At 40.9% G+C, this 13,705-nt stretch carries 7 protein-coding genes; 5 read left to right on the top strand and 2 right to left on the bottom strand.

Annotated features, from left to right (window positions below; all coding sequences use genetic code 11):
• Nucleotides 1–14: 14 nt before the first annotated feature.
• Nucleotides 15–1,985 (top strand): methyl-accepting chemotaxis protein, encoded by a 1,971-nt coding sequence (locus tag ACNI29_RS16840; protein WP_419779533.1) that lies wholly within the window; start codon nucleotides 15–17, stop codon nucleotides 1,983–1,985.
• 451 nt (nucleotides 1,986–2,436) lie between these two features.
• Nucleotides 2,437–5,319: a TrlF family AAA-like ATPase gene (locus ACNI29_RS16845; protein WP_419779534.1), complete on the top strand. Its 2,883-nt coding sequence runs from the start codon at nucleotides 2,437–2,439 to the stop codon at nucleotides 5,317–5,319.
• Nucleotides 5,320–5,582: 263 nt separating this feature from the next.
• Here the strand turns inward: ACNI29_RS16845 and ACNI29_RS16850 are convergent, their stop codons facing one another.
• Together ACNI29_RS16850 and ACNI29_RS16855 are read right to left on the bottom strand one after the other, a co-directional pair.
• Nucleotides 5,583–5,894: a HigA family addiction module antitoxin gene (locus ACNI29_RS16850; RefSeq protein WP_419779535.1), complete on the bottom strand. Its 312-nt coding sequence runs from the start codon at nucleotides 5,892–5,894 to the stop codon at nucleotides 5,583–5,585.
• A 10-nt stretch (nucleotides 5,895–5,904) separates the two neighbouring features.
• Nucleotides 5,905–6,189: a type II toxin-antitoxin system RelE/ParE family toxin gene (locus ACNI29_RS16855; protein ID WP_415717471.1), complete on the bottom strand. Its 285-nt coding sequence runs from the start codon at nucleotides 6,187–6,189 to the stop codon at nucleotides 5,905–5,907.
• Nucleotides 6,190–6,352: 163 nt separating this feature from the next.
• On the opposite strand from ACNI29_RS16855, the gene ACNI29_RS16860 reads away from it, so the two are divergent.
• The 3 genes from ACNI29_RS16860 to ACNI29_RS16870 all read left to right on the top strand — a co-directional run bounded on the left by ACNI29_RS16860 (nucleotide 6,353) and on the right by ACNI29_RS16870 (nucleotide 13,033).
• Nucleotides 6,353–7,459: a Fic family protein gene (locus ACNI29_RS16860; RefSeq protein ID WP_419779536.1), complete on the top strand. Its 1,107-nt coding sequence runs from the start codon at nucleotides 6,353–6,355 to the stop codon at nucleotides 7,457–7,459.
• 303 nt (nucleotides 7,460–7,762) lie between these two features.
• Complete coding sequence (locus ACNI29_RS16865; RefSeq protein WP_419779537.1) at nucleotides 7,763–10,729, top strand: chemotaxis protein CheB; 2,967 nt, start codon at nucleotides 7,763–7,765, stop codon at nucleotides 10,727–10,729.
• Between the two features lie 51 nt (nucleotides 10,730–10,780).
• Nucleotides 10,781–13,033, top strand: a complete 2,253-nt coding sequence (locus ACNI29_RS16870) for a GAF domain-containing protein (protein WP_419779538.1) — start codon at nucleotides 10,781–10,783, stop codon at nucleotides 13,031–13,033.
• Nucleotides 13,034–13,705: the final 672 nt, after the last annotated feature.

Genomic DNA, 13,705 nt, shown 5'->3' on the forward strand with positions numbered 1-13,705 from the left:
TGCACGGAGTCATTATGAGTATCAAAGCAAAATTAATGTTGGTGTTTATGACATCGCTTATGGGCCTTGTCGCTATCTTTGGCGTAAATTATTGGGGTGACAGGGTTATTGAAAACAGTCGTAAAGTCGAGATGCTTGCGAATAAAGGGGTTGAATTGTTTTTGCAGGCGAGGAGGCAGGAGAAAAACTTCATACTGCGCATGGACTCCTCTTCTTTTGATAAGGCGATTAAGCATGCGGGGGACTCGGCAAAGAAAGTGGTCGAGGTCCAATCTTTTTCGTCTGATTTGAAGGAACCATGTGTGAGGGTGGTGGGCTTCATAGACGCTTATAAGCAATTCCTGACTGAAGTGCATAATCATTATGTATTAAAAGGCCTTACTATGAACGAGGGGCTGCGTTGGAATTTCATCAATGCGGCAAGAAACATGGAAGAAGCTTTCAAGGAAGGCACAATCAATTCCGAGTTGCTTATTCTTGTGCTTCAGATGCGCAGGCAGGAGAAGAATTATATAATTCGCGGCGGTGAAAAACCAGTTAATCTAGTTGATTCCATGATTCTGCGGATCAGGGACGAGGTGCAGGCCTCCTTTCCTGAGGAGCGCGCCCGGATTCTGCTTACTGCTCTTAATGATTACAGCGAAGCCTTTCACCGATATATTGCGCTGGAAAATTCAATAATCGATCTCAAGGCTGAACTGATCAAGTCCGCTAGGGCAGTGGAGCCGTTGTATGATAAAATTCTAAGCATAAGTTCTGAGCAGCTGAAGCGTGATTCCGCAGTTATCGGCTATACGGTTATCGCCATAGAAGTTGCGGTGGGGGTTGCGGTCCTGTTTATCCTGCTCTGGGTGATGCTGACTGTTTCTTCCTCGCTGAAAAGACTCGGCCTGTATGCAAAGTCTGTGGCCGGAGGAAAGCTCGACTGCGCGCCGGAAGGAACGTTTGCAGCGGAACTACAGGAGCTGCGCGATGTTTTGGTCGGTATGGTCGGCAAACTCAAGGATGGTATTGATGAGGCCCGTTTGCTGGAGCAGGATGCCGTAAATCAGGCCGTACTTGCAGAGAAAGCCAGAGATGAGGCTGTTGAGCAGCAGAACTATACTCTTTCTCTCATGGAGAAAATAACCGGGGCATCTGCAAGGGCGGAAGCAATCGTCCTGCGTTTGACTGATGCTTCCGCTGACTTGAAAGTCAGGACGCAGGCAATTGCCGATGGTGCTTTGGAGCAGCAGGGGCATATGAATGCTTCGGCTACAGCTGTGGAGCAGATGCATCTTACCGCCAAGGAGGTTGCGGAAAAAGCGGAAGGTGTTTCCTGCACCGCTAATGATGCCAGAAAGGAAGCCGGAGGTGGAATCGAGGTGGTCTTTCGGGCAAGAGATGCCATGGGGATGGTTTCCGGGACGGTTTCAAACCTTGAGAGCGATATGATCAGTCTCGGAACCGAAATTGAGTCTATCGGTGAAGTTGTCGGAGTTATTAATGAAATTGCCGATCAGACAAATCTTCTGGCCTTGAACGCAGCCATTGAAGCTGCCCGGGCCGGGGAGGCCGGCAAAGGTTTTGCCGTAGTCGCTGATGAGGTCCGTAAGCTGGCTGAGAAGACTATGGTTGCTACCAAGGAAGTCGATAATTGTATTTCCAGCATACAGGACCGGACCCATGAAAACATCGAAGGTGTAAAAAAGGCCCTCGCTTTTGCTTGTTCGGCTGATAGTGAGGTCAATAATTCCGTAGATGTTTTCAAACAAATTCAGGGGTTGTCCGACAACGTGGCTGAACAGATTGAGGGCATAGCATTAGCCGCCAGTCAGCAGTCGGTCGCATCCAAAGATATTGAAAGAACAGTTTCACACATTGCATTGCTGGCGGAAGGTTCAACAGACAGCGCGCAGCAGTCCGCCTGCTCCATTGCCGATCTGGCAGTTATGGCAGAGGAGCTGCAAGGAACTATCGTTCAATTGAATTCCGGCAACAATTAATCCTTCATTACCATTGTCACAAAAAGTCCCCGGAAGTTATGCCTTCTGGGGGCTTATTTATTGGTTTTGATGGTTGATATAGGGTGTGTGGTTTTTGGCGGGGGATATCGAATTGGTTGTGTATTGTATCGGTATGTATTGATTTTTTAAGTTGGTGAGATTGGTGTACTCGTGTGGGTACTCGTGGTGGGGATAAATATTGAAAAATGTTTCCCGATATCTAATCCAAAACCTGTGAAAGAGCTGTTTTCCAACTTACAGAAAAAGGACAGAAAAGATTTTCATAAGTTGTTTAGTAGTACAGCTGTCGGAAGAGTTCGACGATTGAATATTTAGTGGTGTTGCATTGGTATAAAATAGCTATACAAATTAATTTAAGAGGCGTATGTTTTTTCGAGAAATTAAGCCAAGTTAAAATTAAAATTAGTATGTCAGTATAAGGGTTGTTCGAATGAAGGAATTTAGCAAGGGTGCTGAATGGCGCAAGTGGGATTTACATGTTCATACCCCGGCTTCTTATGACTATAAGGACAAGAGTCTTTCATCTGATGATATCATGCGGGCTGTCATAGCTCAAAATGTTTCAGTTATCGCTATAACTGACCACCATGTGATGGATATCGATATGATTACTGAACTACAAAATATTGGTAGTTTTAGTAACATCACAGTACTTCCTGGCATTGAATTCTTGTCAGACGCTAGAGGGAAAGAACCGATTCATTTTATCGGTGTTTTTCCTGAAACATGCAATCTTTCATACATTTGGGGCCAAATACAAAATAAGACAGCTATTCGAAAAATTATTGGTGAAGGGAAGAAGGAAAATGAGGTCTATTGCGATTTAGAAGATACAGTAAATTTAATTCATAGCTTAGGTGGAGTCGTCTCTATTCATTCAGGGAGGAAACATAGCTCTGTTGAAACTATTACAAATTCACTTCCGCATACGATGGCTCAAAAGGTCGATATTGCTAAGAATGTTGATATTTATGAATTGGGTAAACCAGAAGATCAGGTTGATTATAGGAATATTGTTTTTCCCGCGATTAAAAAGACTTTGCCAATGATTATTTGTTCGGACAATCATGATTGTAAAAATTATGAATTAAAAGAAAATTGTTGGATAAAAGCTGATCCAAATTTTGAAGGGTTACTACAGATAATTAATGAACCTGAAGAACGTGTTTTTATTGGTGAAAAGCCTGATCTATTTAACCGTGTTGCAGTTAATAGAACAAAGTATATTAAGGAATTAAGAGTTTCTCATGTTGCTGGTTATTCTGGGAGCCATGGGAGATGGTTTGATAATATTTCGATCCCATTTAACAAGGAATTAGTCGCCATTATCGGCAATAAAGGCAGTGGTAAAAGCGCAGTTGCTGATATTGTTGCTTTGTGTGCTAATTATAATGGAGGGGATTTTTCTTTTTTGACAGGTAAAAAATTTCGAATTCGGAATGGACAAGTTGCTAAAAATTTTGAGGCGATTTTAGTTTGGGATAGTGATGAAAGAGAGCCTTTTAACTTAAATGGTTCTTCTGACCCAACTGCTGTTATTGAAGCAAAATATATCCCTCAAGGTCAGTTTGAAAAATTGACGAACGAAATTGAGGATGCAAAGAAATTTCAAAAAGAAATTGAAAGCGTAGTTTTTTCACATATTGCTGATGTTGAAAAATATGGCTCAAGTAATTTTACGGAGTTGGTAGAATCCAAAGAGAAAACAGTTGATGCTGAGCTGAAAGTTCTCTTTGAAAGGATTGATGCTTTAAATTTTGAAATTATAAAATTAGAGTCTAAAACAACTGAAACATATAAGCAGACACTTGACAGTGAGTTGGCTAAAAAAAATGAAGAATTACTTGCTCTTATTGAGCCCGCATCTGTGTCTGATCCAAATGAAGATCCGATAAAGAAAAAGGCTAATGAGGCTGCATTAGCTGAAATAGATGGATTAAAATCGCAGATTGATAGTTTAGAGAAAGCTGTTGATAGTATCAATAAAACACAGTTTCAATTGCTACAAGATCTTAAACTTTTGAAAGAAGTTCGACATGAGATTTTAGCAAAATCTAATGAGTATGATATATTTAAAGACCGAATTCATGATTCCGTCTCCAAGTACGAGCTAAATGTGGATGATTTGTTTTCAGTCAACTTTAACCTAACTCCATTAGAAGACATTGTTTCTATTAAGCAAGGAAATCTTGATCAAGTACAAACGCTGCTCGGGAAAAAAAATGAAGCAGATAATGCCAAATCACTTCCTGATCAAATACTATCATTAAAATCTCAGCTTAAAGAGAAGCAATCTCGGTTGGATTCAGATCAACAAACATACCAATCTTACCTAAATGCCAAGCTTGTTTGGGAGAATGAAAAGAAGAAAATAATTGGTGAACCTTCATCTGCCAAAACAATAAGCTGGTATGTAAATGAACTTAAATATATTGAAGAAGAGTTGAGTGCAGAGTTGTCTGATAAATATGAAGATAGGAAATCAATTGTCAGAGATATTTATAAAAAGCGATATGAAATTGTTGAAGTGTATAAAAGTGCTAAGCAAAGTTTGACCGAAGTCATTGATGATAATGCTGACATACTTGGAGATTATAAAATAGGCATCGATGCTGCGATGGTTGCCGATTCTAAATTCAAATCAGATTTTTTGCATTTTATAAATCAAGCAAAAGCTGGAACTTTTCGTTCGAGAGAAGGTGCAGATAAAGAATTTGAAGAGTTAATTGCAGATGTTAATTTTGATGCGGAAGAAGAAGTTCTCCGGCTACTGGAAAAATTATTATGTGCTCTAAATGAAGACCGTCGCGAAGGGCAGAAGTTGCAGAAGAGAGCAGTCGTTGACCAAGTTAATGATCTGTACGGGTTGTATGATTATTTGTTCAAGCTCAAATTTTTGAATTATAACTATCAGTTAAAGCAAGGTGATAAGAAATTAGAACAGCTATCTCCTGGGGAAAGGGGGGCATTGCTTTTAGTTTTTTATTTATTGTTAGATAAGAATGATATTCCGTTGATAATTGATCAACCTGAAGACAATCTTGATAATAATAGTGTTGCAAAAATTTTGGTGCCATTCATTCGTAAGGCCAAAAAAAGACGTCAGATAATTTTGGTAACTCATAACCCCAATTTAGCAGTCGTATCAGATGCTGAACAAATAATTCATGTCTCATTAAACAAAGATAATAATTATTCATTTTCAGTTCTCTCAGGTAGTATTGAGAACCCAAAAATTAATGAGAAAATAGTGAATGTCCTTGAAGGAGCAATGCCTGCTTTTAATGTTCGTAAAAGTAAATATTATGGATGATAAGTTTTTGGGCTCCCTTTAGATTGATTAGGAGTATGCTGGTGATATCTTCCTTTGCCCCAAATCCACCCCCTACAATCACCGCAAATCCTGCGGCGAATAACTGCCACATTCACCGCAAACACCCCCAAAAACAATACCCCTCCACGAACATCAAGACTGGCCGAACTTTTCATGGAACGCTGAAAAGATGATTTCCAAATAAAAAACCGGAGCTATCTAAGCAGATAACCCCGGTTTTATTGTGTTTAATTACCTTTAATTCAAGCGCACAAATGAAGTTCTTCGCAAGTCCGCACTTCTCTATCAATGCGAGTAACAAGCTGATCGTCCTTTGCAACTTCAAGATCATATCGTTGCTGAATATTTAGCCAAAATTGCGGAGTTGTTCCGAAAAATTTTGCTAATCGCATGGCAGTATCTACGGTGATACTTCTTTGTCCCTTCACCACCTGTCCAATGCGCTGTGCTGGAACACAAAGAGCCGTTGCAAGCTTGTTGCGGCTTAGTCCCAATGGTTCCATGAACTCTTCCAGTAAAATTTCACCGGGATGAACTGGGCTAAAATCTGCCATATTTACCTCCCTAATTGTGATAATCTGTTACTTCCACCTGTGAAGCGTGGTCCGTTTCCCATACAAAACAGATTCGGTACTGATTATTAATTCTTATACTATATTGTCCTGCTCTATTGCCTTTTAAAAGTTCAAGCCGATTGCCCGGAGGAACTTTTAAGTCTTTAAGATCATGAGCTGAATCAATCTGAATTAATTTCTTATAAGCCGCTCTAGCTAGTTGATTAGGGATAATCCGTGAATACTCGCGTTTAAACAACTTTTCTGTTTCACGATTCTTAAATGACTTAATCATGAATTAAACATATAACGCACAGGGTGTCACGTCAAGCGTTATGGGGCAGAATCCTAATGCCAAGTATGGATTCCATTGCCATTGCCCAAAATCCACCCCCTACAATTACCGCAAAACCTGCGGCGAATATCCACCGCATTCACCGCAAACACCCCAAAAAACAATGTCCCTACACGAACATCAAGACTGGCCGAACTTCTCATGGAACGCCGAAAAGCTCATTTCCAAATTGGCAGACGTGCGCCATCGGCAGGGCGTGCTGCTGGGTAAGATCGGTAATCTGGGCTTTGATCTGAGAAATGAGGCGGGCCTGAAGACTCTCACTAATGACATAGTTCATTCATCAGCTATAGAGGGGGAACTCCTCAATCCGGAGGAGGTACGGTCTTCTATTGCCCAGCGTCTTGGAATCGACATTGCCGGCTTGAAACCGGCAGGGCGTGATGTGGACGGCATAGTTGAAATGATGCTCGATGCCACTCAGCGATATGCGCAGCCGTTGACCAAAGATCGGCTCTGCGACTGGCATGCGGCTCTTTTCCCAATGGGGCGCAGCGGCATAAAGCGGATTACCGTTGCAGACTGGCGGCCTGCGGAAGTCGGAGCCATGCAGGTTATCTCCGGCCCTATGGGACGTGAGAAAGTCCACTTTGAAGCTCCACATGCGGATCGACTCGAAGGCGAGATGGCTCGATTTCTGGAATGGTTCGAGAGCGAAGATGACACTGATCCGGTTCTGCGTGCCGGAATCGCCCACCTGTGGTTTGTTACCATTCACCCCTTTGAAGACGGCAACGGGCGTATTGCGCGTACCATCGCGGATATGACCTTGGCTCGTGCTGATGGGGCGGCGGAGCGGTATTACAGCATGCCCACGCAGATTGAGTTGAAGCGCAAGGATTACTATTCCCATCTGGAGCGGCAGCAGTGCGGCACACCGGAAATAACAAAATGGCTGGAGTGGTTTCTGGACTGCCTGAAAGAAGCCCTGATTAATGCCGAATCCACGCTGAGTCACGTACTCCATAAAGCCAGTCTCTGGGAACGAATTTCCCAACAGTCGTCGATCAATGACCGTCAGCGGTCCGTGCTTGAACGTATGCTCGATGAAAACTTCAAAGGCTACATGAATTCTTCAAAATACGCCAAGCTTGCAAAATGCTCCACAGATACAGCTCTGCGTGACATCAAAGATTTGAAGGAACGCGGAATACTGGTGCAGAACCCCGGAGGCGGGCGGAGTACTAGTTATCGGTTGGGTGAGGGGTAGTATACATTGTATTAGTTCCGACTTGATCTGACATTTCCTCTTGAAATAGAAGAGGTTCTCCTTTTTTACCTTTTCAAACCGCTGAACTGAACCTATTCGATAGCGTTTTCCAAACGCTCATAACCCCAGTAATATTCCTTTTCGGAAACGGAGGGGGACGCAATATGAATTCTTAAAAAAATATTTTAAGTAGTGTTCTGAGTGTCGTCCTGTTATAATAATAAACTTGATTTTAAAATTTCTCTTCCCTCTAAGAAACAGTATATATAGATTGGTTTATGTGTTTAATCGAAGGTAATAATTATGAAAAAAGAGACAGCAGTGGATCTAGATAACTGTGCTCCTGAAAAAAAAGAAAACTCGGCAGAAAATCCGGACTCGCATAATGATCGAACCATTACTGATGGGACGCTAGAGTTTCCTGTCGTCGGTATCGGGGCTTCTGCTGGTGGTCTTGAGGCACTGGAGTTCTTTTTACGCAATGTTCCTGATGGGTGCGGTATGTCCTTTGTTATCGTTCAGCATTTGGATCAGTCGCAAAAGGATAGCATGGTCAGTTTGCTTCAGCGATATACCTCGATGCCTGTATTGCAAGTTGTGGATGGCATGCGGATTAAGCCCGACCATGTTTATATTATTTCTCCCGGTAAGGATATGTCCATTCTACATGGTGTGTTGCACCTGTTTGAACCTACCCAGCGACGTGGTTTGCGTCTCCCTATAGATTCATTTTTCAATTCACTTTCCCAAGACTTGCGTATGAAAGCTATTGGTGTTGTTCTTTCGGGCATGGGGTCAGATGGAATGCTTGGCTTAAAAGCTATCAAGGAAAATGGCGGCATGACATTTGTGCAAGATCCTGAATCTGCGAAATTTAATAGTATGCCTCTTAGTTGTATAGATGCAGGATTAGCTGATGTTGTCGCTCCTGCATCAGATTTGCCGTATGAAATTATAAATAGCTTTACCATGCTAGCAGTGAGTTTCAATAAAATGTCGGAAATAAAGCACCCGAGTCCAATGGAAAAAGTAATAATCATTCTTCGTTCACAAACGGGACATGATTTTTCTCAGTACAAACAGAACTCTATTTCGAGACGGGTTGAACGACGTATGGTCGTGCATCAGATATATGAAATTTCTCAATACGTTCGTTTTTTGCAAGAGAATCCTCAGGAGGTGGGTCTTCTTTTTAAGGAAATACTAATCGGGGTGACTTCTTTTTTTCGTGAACCGGAGATATGGGAATACCTCAAGATGGAAATTCTTCCTGCAATGATGAAAGATTTTCCTGATGGTGGAACTTTGCGGGTCTGGACGCCCGGATGTTCATCCGGGGAAGAGGCTTATTCTTTCGCAATGATTTTCAAAGAAGTCCTGGAAGCTCAAGTAGACCCTAAAAAAATGTCAATTCAGATATTTGCTACCGACCTTGATAGCGATGCTATCGAGAAAGCTCGTATGGGAGTTTATCCTGAGAATATAAAAGTAGATGTTTCAAAGGAAAGATTGCTCAAATTTTTTGAACGGGAAGGGGAATTCTGGAAGGTTTTGCCAGATATCCGGGAGACCGTGATATTTGCACCGCAAAACATAGTTATGGACCCGCCATTTACAAAGCTTGATGTCATTATCTGTCGTAATATGCTTATATATCTTGATAAAGAGCTTCAAGAGAAACTAATTCCCATGTTTCACTACAGTCTAAATCCAAACGGTGTGCTCTTTCTTGGAAGCTCGGAAGGCATAGGGATATTTACCAACCTTTTCAGTCCTGTCGATGTTAAAATGAGACTTTACAAACGTCGTGATACTGATGGATTTTACTCTCCAATACATTTCTCTCACAGGATTAATCCTGTTTACTCTTCCGTTCTTAAACTGCAACCACCTAAAATGCCTATGTCTATGCCTAATGCACAAACTCTGATGGAACAATTGATTTTAAAAAAATATGCTCCAGCTGCTGTCCTGGCTACCAGTGATGGTGACATACTAAATATTAGCGGCCGCACTGGAAAATTTCTGGAACCTCCAGCAGGGAAGGCTAATTGGAATTTGTTCGCAATGGCTCGTGAAGGCCTACGTTTTCGCCTTAGCTCAGCTTTTATGCAAGCTTTTCGAGATCAAACTGTCACAACAATTAAAGATGTTCATATAGATAACGGAGATAGTTTCTATTTTGTGGATGTTATTATTCAACCATTAGATAGATTTAGTCATGTAAAGAATGTTTTAATGGTTGTTTTTATAGAACGCTGCTCTCCGGATAAAACATATGATGAAGTTGATGCGGTTAATGGAGAGAATGTAGATACTATAGATATTTTAAAGCAAAATTTAAAGCAGGCTCATGAAGAAGTGCAATTAATTAAACATGAGATGTATACGTCACAGGAAGATCTTAGGCTTAGTAACGAAGAGATGCAAGCAACCAATGAAGAACTCCAGTCAATGAACGAAGAACTGATGACTTCCAAGGAAGAGATGCAGTCAATGAATGAAGAGTTGCAGACTGTCAATCAGGAATTGAAAGCAAAGGTTGATGACCTCTATGAGTCTAATAATGACATGAGAAACCTGCTCGACAGCACCAATATAGCGACTCTGTTTTTGGATGATGATCTCAATATTCGTAGATTCACGACGCAGGCCACGACTATTTTTAAACTCTTACCCGGAGATGTCGGTCGCCCTTTTACTGATATTGTTTCAAATATTGACTACCCGGACATTTCTAAGGACGCAAAAGAGGTAATGAAGTCGTTGGTATACTCAGAAAAGGATATTCCTAGTTTAAACGGTATGTGGTATAAGGTTCGAATTATGCCCTATCGGACAGAGGACAACAGGATAAATGGATTGGTAATTACGTTCTCCAATATAAGTAAGGCTAAAGATCTTGAGGCGCAGTTGAGAATGAAAGAACGTGAGGCTTTAGCTCTTTTTAAGGAAATGCCGAATCCATTTGCTTTGCTTGATTCTGTTTTTGACGAAAAGGGAAATTTTATTGAGGCGCAGGTTGTTTTTGTTAATGCGGCCTATGAGAAATTGATGAGAGCATCTGATGTAAAAAAGACTTTGCATGAAATATGGCCGGGGATTGATGAGAACTCTTTTAATTCATGTAAGGAAACGGTTATGACGGGTAGGCCAAATAGTTTTGAACAGCATCACGGACGGGTAGGGAAAAAAATACGTGGTTTTGCCTATAGGGCGGGTGCAAGTCCTGATCGTTTTTGCCTTTTATTTGAAGTGGGGCATGATTAACAGATATGACAGTGTTTCATTCTTCGGCTGAGCGAATCGGAGGTTTTTATCATGGTTAAGGATGATGATAAATATATGAACCGAGAGACTTTGCGTCGTCGTGCAGAAGCTCAGGTGAAGGATAGCCCTTATGTCTTGTCGTCTTCTGATAATTCCGTGGAATTGCAGACCATCATTCAAGAGTTGAAGATTCATCAAATTGAGTTGGAATTACAAAACGAGGAGTTGCGGCGAACGCATATAGAATTGAAAGAATCTCGGGACAATTATGCAGACCTTTATGATTTTTCCCCTGTCGGTTACCTCACCATAAGCCGAAGTGGGACCATTCGTCACATAAATCTAGCAGGAACAAAGCTGCTGCAAACAGAGCGACAAAAAATCATTAATACTCGTTTACAGTTGTTTTTTGCTTACGAATCCCTCCCTGGTTACAACCAGTTTATTGAAAAAGTTTTCGAGACCAATTTACAGGTGGCTTTTGAAACGCAGTTAATTAAGGATAAAAAGAACGGTCCTCATGTTCGTCTTGAAGCTTTTGTTTATGAAGGTTCTCAGGATTGCCGTCTTGCCATAATAGACATTACGGAGCAAATTAAGGCTAAGGAAATTTTAGAACAAAATCTTAGTATCAGTTCAGCTCTTGTAAAACTATACGGGCTGATCATGAGACCTGATGCAACAATCGAGAATTCTGCAGAAGTTGTTCTTGAAGAAGTTATAAGGCTCACTGGGAGTAAATATGGTTGTATAGGCATATTTGATGCCGAAAGGGGGGGTGACCAGATTATTTGTAACACCCTGAATTCTTGCCGGGTTGATTCTGTGGATGAGTCGTCAATGCTCAAGTCAAATAAAGATGGTGAATTCATGTCCTTATGGGGACACTGTCTTAATACAAGAAAACCATTTTTTACAAATGATGTTGCTGATCACTATGCATCCACCGGCATTCCTGATGGGCACATTGAATTGGACAACGTACTCAGTGTTCCGGTGTTGCTCGGTGAAAAAATACTTGGGCAAGTTATACTGGCCAATAAATCCGGCGAATATACTGAAAAGGATATAGAGACTCTCGAACCCTTTACAAACCTTTTTGCTTTGGCCATTCAACGATTGAAGGGTAAACAAGATTTGATAGCGGTTAAAGAGTTGCTTCATAAAATTTTGGTTGGAATAAAAGCAGGAATAGTAATTGTTGATCGCGAAAGCCTGAAAATTGAAACAATAAACGATATTGCTCTAGAAATGCTACAAGGGGCAGAAGAAAATTATGTAGGTATGAATGTTGATGTCCTTAACTGTGTAAGTTTTAGCGGTAAAAAAATATCATTCTGCTCTGTAAGCGATGACATGAATGCGGAAATGGAACTTAGAATATCAAAGTACAATGGTCAGTTGATTCCGATCCAGAGAATTGTTTTGGAAGATATTTTTGATGGGAAAAGTAAATTTATTGTGATTCTATTTGACATAGCTGACAGGAAGGAATTGGAGCGCCGGTTAGCATTGTCGCAAAAAATGGAATTCATCGGGCAGCTGTCTGCCGGTATAGCTCATGAAATTAACACTCCCGTCCAATATATTGGGACCAATTTGAAATTCATGAGCGATGCTTTTAATGGGGTCAGTTCTTTTTTGGGTAAATGTAGCAATGATTTGGATTTTGTCCGCAAGACTAGCCAGAAAAACATGCAAAATAAGTGGGATAAACAGGATATTGAATATTTTTTCAAAGAACTTCCCAGTTCAATTTCGCAATCAATTGAGGGTGTAAATAGGATTTCAGCTATCGTTAGTGCTTTAAAAAAATTTTCACATCCTGGATCTGAGAGTAAAGATATTGCGGATATTAACGACGCACTGAGAAATATCTGTGTAATATGTAGAAATGAATGGAAGTATCATGCAGATGTCGTCTTTGATTTTAAAGACGATAAATTCTTTGTGCCCTGTTATATTAGTGAGTTGAATCAGGTGTTTGTTAATATAGTAATTAACTCTGCTCACGCATTAAAACAAAAATATGAGCACAGTGGCATCAAAGGACTCATCACTATACAGACCCGAGATGTAGATAAGTGGTTTGAAATTATAATCCATGATAATGGGGTAGGCATTCCTGCCGATATCCTGCCGCGAGTGTTCGATCCTTTCTTTACAACCAAAGAGATTGGAGAAGGTTCAGGTCAAGGGTTAGCGCTAGCATACTCAATCATAACCGACAAACATGGAGGTGTAATTGAGTTGCAGAGTGATGAAGGAGTCGGGACGACATGTTTAATTAGGTTGCCGATATAGCCCTATTGGTAATCCTCCCACACAATCACCGCAAAACCTGCGTCTAATAACCGCCACATTCACCGCAGTACTAGCTATCGATTAAGTGAAAAAGTTAATTTTACTTGAAAGTAATATCCCCTTCTTGTGGCGGTGTGCAAAAAGGACGTAAGACTACAGTGATAATGTTATAATTTCATTTCATGCGGGGCGGTTATGTCTATTTCATACCAATGTCGATTCCTTATATTTGTATCTGTTTTCACTCCCCTTTTTCAGTTGTGAATTTTCTGGTCATGGAGTGATGGCGATACTATCTGGATTCCCAATATTCTTTGAAGGATCAAAATCTTTATACTGTTTTGGAATAGGAGGGTTTTCTCACTGAGAACGCGCATAAATCAAGCGGCATGCATCGACGCGAGCCAGAGAAAGGTCAAATAAAAGAGGGGCGTCAAGTCTGGTTTGGTCTAAGTCTTGCGCAAAGAATTTAGAACTACATTTGGCGGTGAATTTAACTCGAGAGTAATTTTTTTCTCTATGGTCGGACAATGCTAGTTCAAAACTACTCTGTTCTTTATTCGCTCGTTCGTCATTTCGTATGGTTCTGCATCTTCACCGCATATTTTTTCTGCTGCGCGTAAACATGATAATCTTCATAGTCTTCTTCTAAATGTAAGTCATAAGTACGCA

This window comes from Maridesulfovibrio spiralis (SeqCode) (assembly GCF_048571135.1).
Lineage (GTDB): Bacteria > Desulfobacterota > Desulfovibrionia > Desulfovibrionales > Desulfovibrionaceae > Maridesulfovibrio > Maridesulfovibrio spiralis.